The organism is Pseudomonas sp. ML96, assembly GCF_000761545.1.
Lineage (GTDB): Bacteria > Pseudomonadota > Gammaproteobacteria > Pseudomonadales > Pseudomonadaceae > Aquipseudomonas.
Genome location: NZ_JPMY01000009.1, coordinates 77,083 through 92,641, shown reverse-complemented (window position 1 = coordinate 92,641; position 15,559 = coordinate 77,083). Strand labels below are relative to the sequence as shown.

The window sequence follows — 15,559 nt, the reverse complement described above, 5'->3', positions numbered from 1 at the left end:
AGCTGTCAATGAGCTACCCGCTGTTCCCCCTCAATACCGTGCTGTTCCCCGGTTGCATCCTCGATCTGCAGATCTTCGAAGCGCGCTATCTGGACATGGTCAGCGCCTGCATGCGGCGGGGCGAGAGCTTCGGCGTGGTGACCATCCTCGAAGGTGCGGAAGTCGGTGAGGCGGCCCGGCGCTTCTCGGTGCTCGGTTGCGAGGCGTTGATTCGCGACTTCCAGCAGCGCTCCAACGGTCTGCTCGGTATTCGCGTCGAAGGTGGCCGGCGCTTTCGCGTCGGAGAGGTGACGGTACAGGCCGATCAGCTGAGCCTGGGCGAGGTGCAGTGGCTGGAAGAAACGGGTGATGCGCCGTTGCTCGCCGAACAGGCCGACCTGGCGGCGCTGCTTGGCGCCCTGGCCGAGCATCCGCTGGTGGCCGAGCTGGGCATGGGTGGCGTGGTGGCCGGCCAGCAGGCGCTGGCCAACCAACTGGCCTACCTGCTGCCATTCACTCCCGAAGAGAAGCTGCAGGTGCTGCAGCAGGACCTGCCGGCGCAGCGCCTGCAGCTGATCCAGCAGTACCTCGACCAGCTGCAGGGCGAGATGACGGCCTAGGGCCGGCTGTCCTGATCAGTAGCGATACAGCTGGATCGCCTCCGGCAGCGACCAGGCGCTGACCCCGCCGAGCAGGGCCAGGGTGGCCGGCAATACCAACCACCACACCCGCGCGCCGAGCGGGCGCATCGGCTCGCGGCGCTGCAGCCAGGCCAGGCAGGCGGCGCAGACGCTGCCGGCGAGCAGCGCGCCGGCCAGGATGTCGGTCGGCCAGTGCACGCCCAGATAGACCCGCGATCCCGCGATACACAGCGCCGGCAGGCTGGCCAGCAGCAGCCAGGTCAGGCGCGTGCGCGCGCTGGCGCCACGTCCGGCCAGCACGCCGAGGGCGAGGAAGAAGGCGAAGGCCGCCGAGCTGTGGCCGCTGGGCAGGCTGAAGGTCTCCAACGGCTGCTGCAGCACTTCCGGGCGGGCGCGGCCGAACAGCAGCTTGAGCCCGGTGGTAGCGAGCGAGGTGAACAGCGTGCAGCAGGCCAGGAACAATGCTGCGTGGAAGCGCTTGGCGATCAGCAGCAGCAGGGTGACCAGCACGGCAGCCACCAGCTGGGTGCGGAAGTCGCCGAGGCCGGTGATCAGCATGGCCAGGCTGTCGACGCTGGTGCTGCGGTGTTCCTGGACCAGGGCGTTGAGGCCGCGGTCCAGCGCGTCCAGGTGCGGAATGCCGATCAGCAGGGCCAGCAACAGGACCGCGCTGCTGCCGGCGGCCAGCAGAGTGGCCCAGCGCTGCTCGCGCAGGCTGCTGCCGATCACCAGAACCAGCATCAGGCCGAGCCCGGCAGCGACGATGCCGGCCGCCCCCCAGAAACCTTCGGGCAGTGGCAGGCGCAGCGCCGCGCCGGTGGCCCAGCCCGGCAGCATGTAGGCCACGGCCCAGCCGGCGGCGGCCAGCATGCTGACCAGCACGAAGCGGATGAAGGGCATGTCGAGCATGCCGGCCACCAGCGGCAGCATGGGCCGTAGCGGGCCGATGTAACGGCCGACCAGCAGGCTGACCACGCCATAGCGCTGGAAGTAGTGTTCGGCGCCGGCCAGCCATTCCGGGTGGTCACGCAGTACCGGCAGGCCACGAATACCCTGGTGGAAGCGCCGGCCCAAGCCGTAGGAGATCGCGTCGCCGAGCAGGCCGCCGGCATAGGCCAGCAGCAGGGTTTCACCCAGGCCCAGGGCGCCGCTGCCGGCCATTACGCCGAGGGCGAACAGCAGCACGGTGCCGGGGATCAGGATGCCGGCCACGGCCAGGCATTCCAGGCAGGCGGCCAGGAAGATGCTCAGGCCCAGCCACTCGGGGTTGGCTTCCAGCCAGTGCGACAGGGCGGCGAACCATTCGCTCATGCTCACTCCTCGGGGTTCAGCAGAAAGTAGTCGCGGCCTTCGACCTGGCCACGGCGCAAAGGGTTGCGTGTGCAGTGGCGGGCGTAGTCGGCGTCGACGAAACGATAGGGCAGCTGCTCATCGCGGCCGCTGGGGATGCCCAGGCGAGTGGTCTGGATGATCTGCGTCGGGCGTTGGCCAACGTCATCGACGAACAGTCGCTGCGGGTCGAAGCGCTGCGCGTCCCAGTCCGGCACCTTGAGGCCGAGGGCCTTGCACAGCAGGGTCTGGCCGGCGCACAGGCGTTCCGGGTGGCGCTGGTCGCCGGCGGCCGAGGGGTTGTTGGCCTGCATGCGCGGCAGGGCGTCGTCGGCGCAGTGTTCGTCCAGCCAGGGCATGGCCGATTTGATCAGCACCGCGTTGCCCGGGCCCTGGGCGCTGAAGTTCAGCGAGTCGCCACCACGGGCGTAGTACATGTAGATGTGCCCGCCGTCGAGAAACAGCGCGCGGCGCTTCTCGGTGTAGCCGAGCGAGGCATGGCTGCCCTTCTCGGCCAGGTAGTAGGCCTCGGTCTCGATGATCCGCGCCGCCAGCCAGTGGCCCTGGTGGTTGTGGCGGATGATCTTGCCCAGCAGCGCACGGGCGACGAGCTGGGCGTCGCGGTCGAAGAAGCTGTCGGGCAGGGGCTGGCGGGTGCTGGTCATCGGCAATCCGGCTGGGGAAAACGGCGCGATCTTAACAATGCCGGGTCGCGCTGGCGGCGAATCTTGTTCCGCGATGTTGCATGGCTTGCACCATCCGCCCGGCAGTGCTGGGCGGGACGGGGCGCGGTCGCTATAATCAGCCACTTTTTCCAACTGCCAGACCTTCGCCGACCATGACCGAGTCAGTGCTCGACTATATGACCCGCCTGGGCCGCGCCGCGCGCGATGCCTCGCGGGTGCTCGCCCGAGCCAGCACCGCGCAGAAGAACCATGCGCTGCAGGCCGCCGCCAATGCCCTCGACGCCGCCCGCGTCGAGCTGACCGCCGCCAACGAGCTGGACCTGGCCGCCGCGCGTGCCAGCGGTCTGGAGCCGGCCATGGTCGACCGCCTGGCGCTGACCCCGAAAGTCATCGACAGCATGATCGAAGGCCTGCGCCAGGTCGCCACCCTGCCGGACCCGATCGGCGAGATCCAGGGCATGCGCTACCTGCCGTCGGGTATCCAGGTCGGCAAGATGCGCGTACCGCTGGGCGTGATCGGCATCATCTACGAGTCGCGTCCGAATGTGACCATCGACGCCGCCAGCCTGTGCCTGAAGTCCGGCAACGCCACCATCCTGCGTGGCGGCTCCGAGGCGATCCATTCCAATCAGGCCATTGCCCGCTGCATCCAGCTCGGCCTGGCCGAAGCCGGCCTGCCGGCCAGCGCCGTGCAGGTGGTGGAAACCACCGACCGCGCTGCTGTTGGCGCGCTGATCACCATGCCGGAGTTCGTCGACGTCATCGTGCCGCGTGGTGGCAAGGGCCTGATCGAGCGCATCAGCCGCGATGCCAAGGTGCCGGTGATCAAGCACCTGGACGGCGTGTGCCACGTGTACATCGACATCGCTGCCGACATCGACAAGGCGATTCGCGTCGCCGACAACGCCAAGACCCAGCGCTACTCGCCGTGCAATGCCATGGAAACTCTGCTGGTGCACAGCTCCGTGGCCGCCAAGGTGCTGCCGCCGCTGGCCGCCATCTACCGCGACAAGGGCGTGGAGCTGCGTGGTGACGCCGCCACTCGCGCGCTGCTCGGCAGTGACGTGCTGGAAGCCAGCGAAGACGACTGGTACGCCGAGTACAACGCTCCGATCCTGGCGATTCGCATCGTCGACTCGCTGGATGCAGCCATCGAGCACATCAACAAATACGGCTCGCAGCATACCGACGCGATCATCACCGAGAACTTCAGCGATGCGCGGCGCTTCCTCACCGAGGTGGACTCATCCTCGGTGATGGTCAACGCCTCGACCCGCTTCGCCGATGGTTTCGAGTACGGCCTGGGCGCGGAGATCGGCATCTCCACCGACAAGCTGCACGCCCGCGGTCCGGTCGGCCTGGAAGGCCTGACCAGCGAGAAGTACGTGGTGTTCGGCGACGGGCACATTCGTACCTGATGGCGCGCCGTATTGGCCTGCTCGGTGGCACCTTCAACCCGGTGCACATCGGTCATCTGCGTGGTGCGCTGGAAGTCGCCGAGTTCATGGCGCTGGACGAGCTGCGGCTGATCCCCAGCGCTCGCCCGCCACACCGCGAGGCGCCGCAGGCCACGGCCGAGCAGCGCCTGGCCATGGTCGAGCTGGCGGTGGCCGGCGAACCACGGCTGACGGTCGATGACCGTGAGCTGAAGCGTGACAAGCCGTCGTTCACCTACGACACCCTGGAATCGGTGCGGGGTGAGCTGGCGGCGGACGATCAGTTGTTTCTCCTGCTGGGCTGGGATGCCTTCTGCGGGTTGCCGACCTGGCATCGCTGGCAGGAACTGCTGGTGCACTGCCATATCCTCGTGCTGCAGCGGCCGGATGCCGACAGCGAGCCGCCCGAGGCACTGCGCGACCTGCTCGCCGGGCGCAGCGTGACCGATCCGCTCGACCTCTCGGGGCCGGGTGGGCAGATCAGTTTCATCTGGCAGACGCCCCTTGCGGTGTCCGCCACCCTGGTTCGCCAGTTGTTGGCACAGCAGCGCTCGGTGCGCTTCCTGGTGCCCGACGCCGTGCTGGCCTATATCCATGCGCACGATCTGTACCGTGCGAAAGACGTTTCATGAGGTAACGATGCAAAACGAAGAAATGGTCCGGGTCGCCGTAGATGCCCTGGAAGAACTCAAGGGCAAGGACATCACCACCATCGATGTGCGCGGCAAGACCAGCGTCACCGACTTCATGGTGATCGCCAGCGGCACCTCCAGCCGTCACGTCAAATCCCTGGCCGAGAACGTGCTGGAGAAGGTCAAGGAGCAGGGCGTGCGCCCGATCGGCAACGAAGGCCTGGACGGCGGCGAATGGGCCCTGCTCGACCTGGGCGATGTGGTGGTCCACGTGATGCAGGTCGCCACCCGCCAGTTCTACGATCTGGAACGCCTGTGGCAGGGCGCCGAGCAGAGCCGCGCGCAGCACCAGGACCCGGCCGAGTAAGCCCGCGTCGTGCGTATCAAGCTGATCGCCGTCGGCTCGCGCATGCCGCGCTGGGTGGAGGAGGGCTGGCAGGAGTACGTCAAGCGCCTGCCATCCGAGCTGCCGCTGGAGCTGGTGGAGATTCCGCTGACCACCCGTGGCAAGAACGCCGACGTCACCCGCCTGATCCGTCAGGAGGGCGAGGCGATGCTGAGCAAGGTACAGCCCGGTGAACGCATAGTGACCCTGGAGGTCACAGGCAAGCCGTGGAGTACCGAGCAGCTGGCCGCCGAGCTGGAGCGCTGGCGCCTGGATGCGCGCAACGTCAACCTGATGGTCGGCGGCCCCGAGGGCCTGGCCCCGGAGGTCTGCGCGCGCAGCGAGCAGCGCTGGTCGCTGTCGCCGTTGACCCTGCCGCATCCGCTGGTGCGCATTCTGGTCGGCGAACAGATCTACCGTGCCTGGACCGTGCTGTCCGGCCATCCGTACCACAAGTAAGCAGTAGTCGATGCCGCAACCCATACGCCTGAAGGACCACGAGAAGGACGCCCGCCTGGTGCGTCGTCGGGTCATTGTGGGCGGCATCACCGTGCTGCTGCTGACCTGCGTGCTGATCGCGCGCATGTATTACCTGCAGGTGATCCAGTACGAGCACCACTCGACGCTGGCGGAGAACAACCGCATCCACGTGCAGCCGATCCCGCCGACCCGCGGCCTGATCTTCGATCGCAACGGGGTGATCATCGCCGACAACCGGCCGAGCTTCAGCCTGACCGTGACCCGCGAGCGCGCCGGCGACTGGCAGCAGGTGCTCGACGCGATCGTCGAGGTGCTGCAGCTGACGCCGGATGACCGCGCGCTGTTCGAGAAGCGCATGCGCCAGGGCCGTCGCCCGTTCGAGCCGGTGCCGGTGCTGTTCGAACTGACCGAGGAGCAGATCGCCCGCATCGCGGTGAACCAGTTCCGCCTGCCCGGCGTCGAGGTGGCTGCGCAGCTGGTGCGCCACTACCCGCAGAAGGGCCACTTCGCGCATTCGGTCGGCTATGTCGGGCGAATCAACGAAAAGGAACTCAAGGAGCTCGACCCCACCGATTACGCCGGCACTCACCACATCGGCAAGACCGGTATCGAGCGCTTCTACGAGGACCTGCTGCACGGCCAGGTCGGTTATGAGGAAGTCGAGACCAATGCCCGTGGCCGCGTGCTGCGGGTGCTCAAGCACACCGACCCGATCCCGGGCATGGACCTGACCCTGACCCTCGACGTGCGCCTGCAGGAGGCTGCCGAGCAGGCCCTGGGCGGCCGCCGTGGCGCGGTGGTGGCAATCGAGCCGTCCAGTGGCGACGTGCTGGCCATGGTCAGCCAGCCGAGCTTCGACCCCAACCCGTTCGTCACCGGTATCGGCTTCAAGGCCTATGCCGAGTTGCGCGACTCCATCGACCGGCCGCTGTACAACCGCGTGCTACGCGGCCTCTACCCGCCGGGCTCGACGGTCAAGCCGATGATCGCGGTGGCCGGCCTGGACGCCGGAGTGGTCACGCCGCAGACCCGGGTGTTCGATCCGGGCTACTACCAGCTGCCGGGCAACACCCACAAATACCGCAACTGGAATCGCACCGGTGACGGCTCGGTGAACCTGGAGTACGCCATCATGCGCTCCAACGACACCTACTTTTACGACCTCGCCCACAAGATGGGCGTGGACCGCATGCACGACTACATGAGCCGCTTCGGCCTGGGTCAGAAGGTTTCGCTGGACATGTTCGAGGAGGCGCCGGGGCTGATGCCGTCGCGCGAGTGGAAGCGCGCGCGCTACCGCCAGTCCTGGTATCCGGGCGAGACGCTGATCCTCGGTATCGGCCAGGGCTACATGCAGACCACGCCGCTGCAGCTGGCCCAGGCGGTGACCCTGATGGCTACGCGCGGCAAGTGGATTCGCCCGCACCTGCTCAAGCGCGCCGAGAACATGAGCCCGGCGGAGCTGATGGAGCAGGACCTGATGCCGCATGTGCCGACCCCGCCGGACATCCAGCTGCGCGATCCGAAGTTCTGGGACTACAGCCGTGTCGGCATGGAAATGGTGATGCACGGCCCGCGCGGCACGGCGGCCAAGGTCGGCGCCACCTCGCTCTACCGCATCGCCGGCAAGAGCGGTACGGCGCAGGTGGTGGCGATCAAGCAGGGCGAGAAATACGACCGCAACAAGGTCGCCGAGCGCCATCGCGACCACGCCCTGTTCGTCGCCTTCGCCCCGGCCGAGGCGCCGAAGATCGCGGTATCGGTGATGATCGAGAACGGCGAGGGTGGCTCCAGCGTGGCCGCGCCGGTGGCCAAGCAGGTGATGGACGCCTGGCTGCTGGGAGAGGACGGTCAGCTCAAGCCCGAATATCGCCCGGCCGTGCCGACAACCGAGGAGGCGAGTGCCACGCGATGAAGCGCCAGGAATTCGATCGCAACATCTCCCAGGAGGACGTGTTCAAGCGCCGCGCCACGCTGTTGCAGCGCCTGCACATCGACGGCTGGCTGCTGCTGATCCTGCTGGCGCTGTGCGCCGGCAGCATGTTCATCCTCTATTCGGCCAGCGGCAAGAACTGGGACCTGGTGCTCAAGCAGGGCTCCTCGTTCGGCATCGGCCTGGTCGCCGCCATCGTCATCGCCCAGTTCGAGCCGCGTTTCATGGCGCGCTGGGTGCCACTGGCCTATGTGGCCGGCGTCGGTCTGCTGACCGTGGTCGAGATCATGGGCCACACGGCGATGGGCGCGACGCGCTGGATCAACATTCCCGGGGTGATCCGCTTCCAGCCCTCGGAATTCATGAAGATCATCATGCCGGCGACCATCGCCTGGTACCTGGCCCGGCACAACCTGCCGCCCAAGCTGAAGCACATTGCCATCAGTCTGGTGCTGATCCTGATCCCCTTCGTACTCATTTTGAAACAACCTGACCTGGGTACCGGACTGCTGATTCTCGCCTCCGGCGCCTTCGTGTTGTTCATGGCCGGACTGCAGTGGCGCTGGATCATCGGCGCGGTCACGGCGGTGGTGCCGATCGCGGTGGGCATGTGGTTCTTCGTGCTGCGCGAGTACCAGAAACAGCGGGTTCTGACCTTCCTCGACCCGGAGAGCGACCCGCTCGGTACCGGCTGGAACATCATCCAGTCCAAGGCCGCGATCGGCTCGGGCGGGGTGTTCGGCAAGGGCTGGTTGCTCGGCACCCAGTCGCACCTGGATTTTTTGCCGGAAAGCCACACGGACTTTATCATTGCCGTGCTGAGCGAAGAGTTCGGCATGGTCGGGGTGTGTATCCTGTTGTTCGTCTACCTGCTGCTGATCGCCCGTGGACTGGTGATCACCGCGCAGGCCCAGACGCTGTTCGGCAAGTTGCTGGCCGGCAGCCTGACCATGACGTTCTTCGTCTACGTATTCGTGAACATCGGCATGGTCAGCGGACTGTTGCCGGTGGTGGGGGTGCCCCTGCCCTTCATTAGCTATGGCGGAACCCATCTGGTGACGCTGTTGGCCGGGTTCGGGGTTTTGATGGCGATCCAGACGCACCGCAAGTGGATCGCCCAGGCATGACAAGAGTGCAGAATTTGAAGCAAGCAATGCGCAGCTGGGGAGTCGCCGTGGTGGCGCTGTTCGGCGTGGTTGGCCAGGTTCAGGCCGCCGGGGAATACCAGGGGTCACCGCGGGTGGCCGAATTCGTCGGCGAGATGACCCGCGACTATGGTTTCGCCAGCGAGCAGCTGACCGTGCTGTTCGATCAGGTGGAGCGCAAGCAGGCGATCCTCGACGCCATCTCCCGCCCGGCCGAGAAGGTCAAGCCGTGGAAGGACTACCGGCCGATCTTCATCACCGAGGCACGCATCAGCAAGGGCGTGGACTTCTGGAACAAGCATGCCGACGCTCTGGCTCGTGCCGAGAAGGAATACGGTGTACCGGCCCAGGTGATCGTCTCGATCATCGGCGTGGAGACCTTCTACGGTGGCAACACCGGCAGCTGGCGCGTGCTCGATGCGCTGTCGACGCTGTGCTTCGACTACCCGCCGCGCGCCGAATTCTTCTGCCAGCAGTTGCGTGAGTTCCTCATCCTGGCCCGCGAGCAGCAGGTCGATCCGCTCACCCTCAAGGGCTCCTACGCCGGCGCCATGGGCCTGCCGCAGTTCATGCCGAGCAGCTTCCGCGCCTATGCGGTGGACTTCGATGGCGACGGCCATATCGACATCTGGAACAACCCGGTGGATGCCATCGGCAGTGTCGCCAGCTACTTCAAACGCCATGGCTGGACCAGCGGCGAGCCGGTGGTCAGCCGTGCCCAGGTCAAGGGCGAGCTGGCCGACAGCGGCCTGACCCAGGGTCTCGATCCGGTGAAGAATGTCGGCGACCTGCGCGCCCTCGGCTGGACCAGCGCCGACGTGCTGCGTGACGACATTCCGGTCACCGCCTTCCGCTTCGACGGCGCCGAAGGCCAGGAATACTGGATGGGTCTGCCCAACTTCTACGTGATCACCCGCTACAATCGCAGTGCCATGTACGCCATGGCCGTCCATCAACTCTCCGGCGAGCTGGTCGCCAAGCGGGGTCGTCCTTGAAGTTCGTCCAGCGTGCGCTGACTGCGACCACCATCGGTCTGCTGCTGGTCAGCTGCTCCAACAACCGTGGCCCGCAACCGGTCGAGCCCGGCTCGCAACCGATTTCCGGACCCGGCGACTACAGCCGCCCGCATCGCGACGGCGCGCCCTGGTGGGACGTCGACGTGTCGCGCATCCCCGATGCCGTGCCGATGCCGCACTACGGCAACTACAAGGCCAACCCCTACACGGTGATGGGCAAGACCTACTACCCGATCCGTGACAGCCGCCGCTACTCGGCCACCGGTACCGCCTCCTGGTACGGCACCAAGTTCCACGGCCAGGCCACCGCCAACGGCGAGGCCTACGACCTGTACGGCATGACCGCCGCGCACAAGACCCTGCCGCTGCCGAGCTACGTGCGGGTGACCAACCTGGACAACGGCAAGACCGTGATCCTGCGTGTCAACGACCGTGGCCCGTTCTACTCCGACCGCATCATCGACCTGTCCTTCGCCGCGGCGAAGAAGCTCGGCTACGCCGAGAGCGGCACCGCCCGGGTCAAGGTCGAGGGCATCGACCCGCATGAATGGTGGGCCGCCCAGGGCCGCCCGGTACCGATGGTGCTGGCGCAGCCGAAGATGGCCAGCCAGGGCGCGCCAGCCGTCGCCGAGCCAGTGGCGGTGGCCCCGGCTCAGCCGATCGAGCAGTACACGCCGCCGCCGGCGCAGCATGCCGCCGCCGTGCTGCCGGTGCAGATTGATGTAAAAAAAAACGCTTCGCCCGCAGCATCTGGCCTGTATCTCCAAGTGGCCGCCTTCGCCAATCCGGACGCTGCGGAGCTCCTCAAGGCCAAGCTGAGCGAGACGGTACCTGCCAAGGTGTTTATCAGCTCGGTGGTGCGCAACCAGCAGATTTTGCACCGGGTACGCCTGGGGCCGGTCGAAACCCAGGCTGAGGCCCAGCAGCTGCAAAACAGCGTGCGCCTGGCCAACCTCGGGGAACCCGCCCTGGTCCGGCCGGACTAAAGACTTCGTGCGTCGCCCCTCGCCGGGCGGCGGTGAATGCAGGCGGGCTCCGGCCCGCCTGCGCCATTGTTGAACAGCTACTTCAGAGAGACGGATGAACATCTCCCGCTTTGCCCAACGCCTTGCCCTGCTTGCCACTCTGCTGAGCGCGTCCTTCGCCGCTTCCGCCGACTCGGCCATTCCCTCGCCGCCGCAGCTGGCGGCCAAGTCCTACGTGCTGATGGACGGCGCCAGCGGCAAGGTGCTGGTGGAGAACAACGGCGACCAGCGCCTTCCGCCGGCCAGCCTGACCAAGCTGATGACCGCCTACATCGCCACCCTCGAAATCCGCAAGGGCAAGATCGGTGAGCAGGACCTGGTTACCGTCAGCGAGCACGCCTGGCGCACTGGTGGCGCGGCCTCCGGCGGTTCCACCATGTTCCTGCCGATCAACAGCCAGGTGAAGGTCGACGACCTGCTGCACGGCATCATCATCCAGTCCGGCAACGACGCCAGCATCGCCCTGGCCGAGTACATCGCCGGTAGCGAAGACGCCTTCGCCGACATGATGAACGAGACCGCCGAGAAGCTCGGCATGAAGAACTCGCACTTCATGAACGCCACCGGCCTGCCGCATCCGGAGCACTACTCCAGCGCACACGACATGGCCATCCTGGCCCGCGCCATCATCAACGAAGACCAGCAGCACTATGCGATCTACTCGCAGAAGGAGTTCTTCTGGAACAACATCAAGCAGGGCAACCGCAACCTGCTGCTGTGGCGTGACAGCACCGTCGACGGCCTGAAGACCGGCCATACCGCCGAGGCCGGCTTCTGCCTGGTGGCCTCTGCCGTACGTGACGGCGCGCGCATGATCACCTCGGTGTTCGGTACCGACAGCGAGAAGACCCGCGCCGCCGAGACCCAGAAACTGCTGACCTACGGCTTCCGCTTCTTCGAGACCCAGACCTTCTACAAGGCGGGCCAGGAGCTGGCCCAGGCTCAGGTGTGGAAGGGCACCACTCGTCAGGTCAAGGCCGGCCTGGCCCAGGACCTCAGCCTGACCCTGCCGAAAGGCCAGGTGAAGCAGCTCAAGGCCAGCATGGTGCTGGAGCCGCAACTGGTCGCTCCGCTCAAAGTGGGCGACGTGATCGGCAAGGTCGAGGTCAAGCTGGGTGACGAGGTGGTGCACAGCGCCGACCTGATCGCCCTGGAGCCGGTGGAAGAGGGTGGTTTCTTCCGCCGCCTGTGGGATGGCATCCGTCTATTCTTCTACGGACTGTTCAACTAAAGAGTCGTCTGGCGGTCTTGAAACACCGCCGTTCTGGCCCCAGATTAGGGATCAGAGCTGAAGATTCACCAGGACGCCCCGGAATCGGGGCGTTCGCATTTCACGGGTGAGCAACCCGGAGTGATCGCGATGACAGATACCGAAGTACAAGCCCCGAAAATCGAATTTCCCTGCGAGCGCTACCCGATCAAGGTGATCGGCGAGGCCGGCGAAGGCTTCTCCGATCTGGTGGTCGAGATCATCCAGCGCCATGCGCCTGGCTTCGACGTCGATACCCTGGTGGTGCGCGACAGCCGCAACGGCCGCTTCCTCTCCGTGCAGGTGCTGATCACCGCCACCGGCGTTGAGCAGCTGCAGGCGATCCACGTCGACCTCAAGGCCACCGGCCGCGTGCATATGGTGCTCTAGTGGCAGAGCTCGTCGTGCGTCACCTGGGGCTGGTGGATTACCTGCCGACCCTGGAGGCCATGCGCAGCTTCACCGCTGAGCGTGATGAGTCGACCCCCGACGAAATCTGGCTGCTGCAGCACCCGCGGGTATTCACCCAGGGCCAGGCTGGCAAGCCGGAGCACCTGCTGGCTACCGGCGACATCCCGGTGGTACAGGTCGAGCGCGGTGGCCAGGTCACCTACCATGGCCCCGGCCAGTTGGTGGCCTACCTGATGCTTGATCTGCGCCGTCAGAAGCTGGGCGTGCGCGAGCTGGTCACCGCCATGGAGCGGGCGCTGGTCGATGTGCTGGCCGGCTATGGCATCGAGGCGGCGCCCAAGGCCGATGCGCCGGGGGTGTATGTCGACGGCGACAAGATTGCCTCGCTGGGCCTGCGAGTACGCAATGGCTGCTCGTTCCACGGCCTGGCGCTGAACGTCGACATGGACATGTCGCCGTTCTGGCGCATCAATCCCTGCGGCTACGCCGGCCTGAAGATGATCCAGCTCAAGGACCTGCTCGAGGCGCCACCCGCGCTCGACGAGGTGGCACAGCGCCTGGAGCGCGCCTTGCGCGAGCGTCTGGGTTACCGCTGAGGTTGAGGTGGGTACCAAGCAAAAGGCTCTGGGGCGTATGCCACAGGGCCTTTTCTGTTTCTGGGCTGAGGCTCAGTTCAGGTTGAGCGCCGGAATCAGGCTGTTGTCCTGCTGCTGGCCCGGCACCGGAGTCGGTGCGGCCAGGCCCAGGTTGTTCTTCTCGAACACGCGGTCGGCACGATAGCTGGAGCGCACCAGCGGGCCGGCGGCGACTTCCATGAAGCCCTTCTCCAGGCCGATGTCGCGGAAGCGGTTGAATTCTTCCGGGCTGACCCAGCGCTGCACCTTCAGGTGGTTGCGCGTGGGTTGCAGGTACTGGCCGAGGGTCAGGATGTCCACGCCGATGGCGCGCAGGTCGTCCATGGTCTCGATGATTTCCTCGTCGGTCTCGCCCAGGCCCAGCATCAGGCTGGTCTTGGTGATGACCGAAGGGCGATGGCGCTTGGCGTGTTCCAGCACCTTGAGGGTCTTCTCGTAGCCGGCACGCGGGTCGCGGACCACATGGGTCAGGCGTTTGACCGTCTCGACGTTCTGCGCGAAGACCTCCAGGCCGGAGTCGACCACGCGGGCGATGGCCTCATGGTCGCCGTCGAAATCCGGGGTCAGGGCTTCTACCACCACCTGCGGGGTATTGGCCTTGATCGCCTGCACGCAGGCGGCATAGTGCGCGGCGCCACCGTCGGCCAGGTCGTCGCGGTCCACCGAGGTCAGCACGATGTAGCGCAGGCCCATCAGCTCCACCGATTTGGCGGTGTTCTGTGGCTCTTCCAGGTCCAGCCAGCCATTCGGGTTACCGGTGTCGACCGCGCAGAAGCGGCAGGCACGGGTGCACACCGAGCCCATCAGCATGATGGTGGCGGTGCCGTTGGACCAGCATTCGCCCATGTTCGGGCAGTGGGATTCCTGGCAGACGGTGCTCAGGCGATGCTCGCCGACATTGCGCTTGACCGCGTCGAAGCGGCTACCGCTCGGCGCCTTGACTCGCAGCCAGCTCGGCTTGGGCTCGACGACCTGCGGCTCGGCCGAAGCGGAAGCGCGGCGCTTCTGGCCATCCTTGATCGCGGTGATGCCCTGGGGCGTGCGGAATTTTTCGCCGCTGGATACGGGCTTGGGCGAGGCAGTGTCGGACATCGAGATCTCGGCTCCGGTAGGGGCTTCGGTGGCGGGGCTTTTGGCCGGCGGGCAGTCTACCATAGACGACCTCACCGGCTGTCGGCGGCACAGTTGCTGTGCCCAGGAAGCGTCAGGTCTTGAGCTGGCTGGCGAACTGTTCCACCGCCTGCACCACCTGCTTGGCGCCGTCTTGGATCTCGACGATCACCGCGCCGGCCTCGTTGGCCAGGCTCAGGCCCTGTTCGGCCTGCTGGCGGCTGCTGGCCATGCTGTCCACGGCGCTCTGCGCCAGGTGCTGGTTCTTCTGCACCACCTCGACGATTTCCTCGGTGGCCTGGCTGGTGCGCCCAGCCAGCTGGCGCACCTCGTCGGCGACCACGGCGAAGCCGCGGCCCTGGTCACCGGCGCGGGCGGCTTCGATGGCGGCATTGAGCGCCAGCAGGTTGGTCTGGTCGGCGATGCCGCGGATGGTCTGCATGATGGTGCTGATCAGCTGCGACTGCTTGCCCAGCGCCTCGATGCCATCGCTGGCCTCCTGCATCTGGCGGGCGATGCGCTGCATCACCTCGACCGTCTGGCGTACGACCGAGGCACCCTTGTCGGCGGTGTCGTCGGTCTTCTGCGAGATGCTGTAGGCGATGTTCGCCGCCTCGGCGACCGCCTGCTCCTGCTGAATCTGGTCGGTGATCACGGTGGCGAACTTGACCACCTTGTACAGCTTGCCGTGCGGATCGAGGATCGGGTTGTAGGACGCTTCCAGCCAGACCACGCGGCCGTAGCTGTCGACGCGCTTGAAGCGCCCGGCGACGAACTCGCCGCGGTTCAGGCGTGCCCAGAAATCCCGATACTCCTGCGAGTTGTATTCCTCCGGTTCGCAGAACATGCGGTGGTGCTTGCCCTTGATCTGTTCCAGGCGATAGCCCATGCCGCCGAGGAAGCGGTCGTTGGCGGTGAGGACTTCACCGGCCAGATTGAATTCGATCACTGCGGTGGAGCGCAGCAGGGCGTCGATCAGGCCCTCGTGTTCGCGCGAGGTGGAGATGGTGCGGGTCAGGTCGGTGGCGCACAGGGTGAAGAAGGCCAGCTTGCCCTGGCTATCCAGCACCGGTTGCCAGATGCAGCGCAGCCGGGCTTCTTCGCCGTTGCCGCGCAGCAGCCGATAGGCGCCCCAGATGTGCTCGTGGTTGCGCAGGGCCTGCTGCAGGATCTGGTAGTTGGCTTCCTGGTGGAAGGACGTCGGGATCAGCGACTCCAGGGTGCGGCCGATCAGGGCCTCGCGCTGGTAGACCATCTCCTTGAGGAAGTGCTCGTTGGCATAGCGGACCCGGCCATCCGCCGCGATCTCGATCACCAGCATTTCGGCATAGACCGAGTCCCTGATCTGGCGCAGGCTGGTGAGCTCTTCGCGCAGTTCGGCCAGCTCCTCTTTCAGCTTTTTATTGAACATCGGCAAGGCACCTTTGGGTGGAGACCTGAGGGCGGTGATGATGTAGGGACCGCGTT

Annotated in this window: 15 protein-coding genes and 2 pseudogenes; 12 read left to right on the top strand and 5 right to left on the bottom strand. The window is 66.2% G+C overall.

Annotated features, from left to right (window positions below):
• The first annotated feature begins 8 nt into the window (after positions 1 to 8).
• On the top strand, positions 9 to 599 hold the full coding sequence (locus tag IP89_RS06095) for an LON peptidase substrate-binding domain-containing protein (protein WP_043308387.1): 591 nt from the start codon (positions 9 to 11) through the stop codon (positions 597 to 599).
• A 15-nt stretch (positions 600 to 614) separates the two neighbouring features.
• On the opposite strand, the gene IP89_RS06090 is transcribed toward IP89_RS06095, so the two are convergent.
• Both IP89_RS06090 and IP89_RS06085 read right to left on the bottom strand, forming a co-directional pair.
• Positions 615 to 1,931 (bottom strand): bifunctional DedA family/phosphatase PAP2 family protein, encoded by a 1,317-nt coding sequence (locus IP89_RS06090; protein ID WP_043308386.1) that lies wholly within the window; start codon positions 1,929 to 1,931, stop codon positions 615 to 617.
• A 2-nt stretch (positions 1,932 to 1,933) separates the two neighbouring features.
• Positions 1,934 to 2,614: a DNA-3-methyladenine glycosylase gene (locus IP89_RS06085; protein WP_043308385.1), complete on the bottom strand. Its 681-nt coding sequence runs from the start codon at positions 2,612 to 2,614 to the stop codon at positions 1,934 to 1,936.
• A gap of 173 nt (positions 2,615 to 2,787) precedes the next feature.
• On the opposite strand from IP89_RS06085, the gene IP89_RS06080 reads away from it, so the two are divergent.
• The 11 genes from IP89_RS06080 (at position 2,788) to lipB (ending at position 12,943) form a co-directional block, all read left to right on the top strand.
• The gene (locus IP89_RS06080; RefSeq protein WP_043308384.1) at positions 2,788 to 4,053 is read left to right on the top strand and encodes a glutamate-5-semialdehyde dehydrogenase; all 1,266 of its coding nucleotides are present in this window, start codon (positions 2,788 to 2,790) and stop codon (positions 4,051 to 4,053) included.
• Positions 4,053 to 4,703, top strand: coding sequence for a nicotinate-nucleotide adenylyltransferase (nadD, locus tag IP89_RS06075; protein ID WP_043308383.1), 651 nt, complete (start codon positions 4,053 to 4,055; stop codon positions 4,701 to 4,703). Before IP89_RS06080 ends, nadD begins: the two co-directional genes overlap by 1 nt.
• A gap of 7 nt (positions 4,704 to 4,710) precedes the next feature.
• A complete protein-coding gene (rsfS, locus tag IP89_RS06070; RefSeq protein ID WP_043308382.1) occupies positions 4,711 to 5,070 on the top strand; it encodes a ribosome silencing factor in 360 nt (119 codons plus the stop codon).
• Positions 5,071 to 5,079: 9 nt separating this feature from the next.
• The gene (rlmH, locus tag IP89_RS06065) at positions 5,080 to 5,547 is read left to right on the top strand and encodes a 23S rRNA (pseudouridine(1915)-N(3))-methyltransferase RlmH (RefSeq protein WP_043308381.1); all 468 of its coding nucleotides are present in this window, start codon (positions 5,080 to 5,082) and stop codon (positions 5,545 to 5,547) included.
• Positions 5,548 to 5,557: 10 nt separating this feature from the next.
• Positions 5,558 to 7,483: a penicillin-binding protein 2 gene (mrdA, locus tag IP89_RS06060; RefSeq protein WP_043308380.1), complete on the top strand. Its 1,926-nt coding sequence runs from the start codon at positions 5,558 to 5,560 to the stop codon at positions 7,481 to 7,483.
• Positions 7,480 to 8,628 (top strand): rod shape-determining protein RodA, encoded by a 1,149-nt coding sequence (gene rodA, locus IP89_RS06055; RefSeq protein WP_043308379.1) that lies wholly within the window; start codon positions 7,480 to 7,482, stop codon positions 8,626 to 8,628. The genes mrdA and rodA overlap by 4 nt, the downstream gene beginning before the upstream one ends.
• Positions 8,625 to 9,641, top strand: a complete 1,017-nt coding sequence (mltB, locus tag IP89_RS06050) for a lytic murein transglycosylase B (RefSeq protein ID WP_043308378.1) — start codon at positions 8,625 to 8,627, stop codon at positions 9,639 to 9,641. The genes rodA and mltB overlap by 4 nt, the downstream gene beginning before the upstream one ends.
• Complete coding sequence (locus tag IP89_RS06045) at positions 9,638 to 10,648, top strand: septal ring lytic transglycosylase RlpA family protein (RefSeq protein ID WP_052080980.1); 1,011 nt, start codon at positions 9,638 to 9,640, stop codon at positions 10,646 to 10,648. Before mltB ends, IP89_RS06045 begins: the two co-directional genes overlap by 4 nt.
• Before the next feature lie 94 nt (positions 10,649 to 10,742).
• The gene (locus IP89_RS06040) at positions 10,743 to 11,918 is read left to right on the top strand and encodes a D-alanyl-D-alanine carboxypeptidase family protein (RefSeq protein ID WP_043308377.1); all 1,176 of its coding nucleotides are present in this window, start codon (positions 10,743 to 10,745) and stop codon (positions 11,916 to 11,918) included.
• Positions 11,919 to 12,047: 129 nt separating this feature from the next.
• Positions 12,048 to 12,326: a DUF493 domain-containing protein gene (locus IP89_RS06035; RefSeq protein ID WP_043308376.1), complete on the top strand. Its 279-nt coding sequence runs from the start codon at positions 12,048 to 12,050 to the stop codon at positions 12,324 to 12,326.
• Positions 12,326 to 12,943, top strand: coding sequence for a lipoyl(octanoyl) transferase LipB (gene lipB, locus IP89_RS06030; protein WP_043308375.1), 618 nt, complete (start codon positions 12,326 to 12,328; stop codon positions 12,941 to 12,943). The genes IP89_RS06035 and lipB overlap by 1 nt, the downstream gene beginning before the upstream one ends.
• 72 nt (positions 12,944 to 13,015) lie before the next feature.
• Here lipB and lipA read toward each other — a convergent pair whose 3' ends face one another.
• The 3 genes and pseudogenes from lipA to IP89_RS23860 all read right to left on the bottom strand — a co-directional run.
• Entirely contained in the window at positions 13,016 to 14,074 is a 1,059-nt protein-coding gene (gene lipA / locus IP89_RS06025; protein ID WP_043308374.1) for a lipoyl synthase, read from the bottom strand.
• 112 nt (positions 14,075 to 14,186) lie between these two features.
• A pseudogene (locus IP89_RS23865) lies at positions 14,187 to 14,621 on the bottom strand (methyl-accepting chemotaxis protein); the annotation flags it as partial.
• Positions 14,622 to 14,726: 105 nt separating this feature from the next.
• Positions 14,727 to 15,503: pseudogene (locus IP89_RS23860) on the bottom strand (PAS domain-containing protein); the annotation flags it as partial.
• Positions 15,504 to 15,559 lie beyond the last annotated feature (56 nt).

Bases quoted from the DNA above. Each gene is read 5' to 3' on its own strand.
- IP89_RS06085 (WP_043308385.1), bottom strand. From the start codon at position 2,614: ATGACCAGCACCCGCCAGCCCCTGCCCGACAGCTTCTTCGACCGCGAC.
- IP89_RS06080 (WP_043308384.1), top strand. From the start codon at position 2,788: ATGACCGAGTCAGTGCTCGACTATATGACCCGCCTGGGCCGCGCCGCG.
- IP89_RS06040 (WP_043308377.1), top strand. From the start codon at position 10,743: ATGAACATCTCCCGCTTTGCCCAACGCCTTGCCCTGCTTGCCACTCTG.
- nadD (WP_043308383.1), top strand. From the start codon at position 4,053: ATGGCGCGCCGTATTGGCCTGCTCGGTGGCACCTTCAACCCGGTGCAC.
- mrdA (WP_043308380.1), top strand. From the start codon at position 5,558: ATGCCGCAACCCATACGCCTGAAGGACCACGAGAAGGACGCCCGCCTG.
- rodA (WP_043308379.1), top strand. From the start codon at position 7,480: ATGAAGCGCCAGGAATTCGATCGCAACATCTCCCAGGAGGACGTGTTC.
- rsfS (WP_043308382.1), top strand. From the start codon at position 4,711: ATGCAAAACGAAGAAATGGTCCGGGTCGCCGTAGATGCCCTGGAAGAA.
- IP89_RS06090 (WP_043308386.1), bottom strand. From the start codon at position 1,931: ATGAGCGAATGGTTCGCCGCCCTGTCGCACTGGCTGGAAGCCAACCCC.
- lipA (WP_043308374.1), bottom strand. From the start codon at position 14,074: ATGTCCGACACTGCCTCGCCCAAGCCCGTATCCAGCGGCGAAAAATTC.
- IP89_RS06095 (WP_043308387.1), top strand. From the start codon at position 9: ATGAGCTACCCGCTGTTCCCCCTCAATACCGTGCTGTTCCCCGGTTGC.
- mltB (WP_043308378.1), top strand. From the start codon at position 8,625: ATGACAAGAGTGCAGAATTTGAAGCAAGCAATGCGCAGCTGGGGAGTC.
- IP89_RS06035 (WP_043308376.1), top strand. From the start codon at position 12,048: ATGACAGATACCGAAGTACAAGCCCCGAAAATCGAATTTCCCTGCGAG.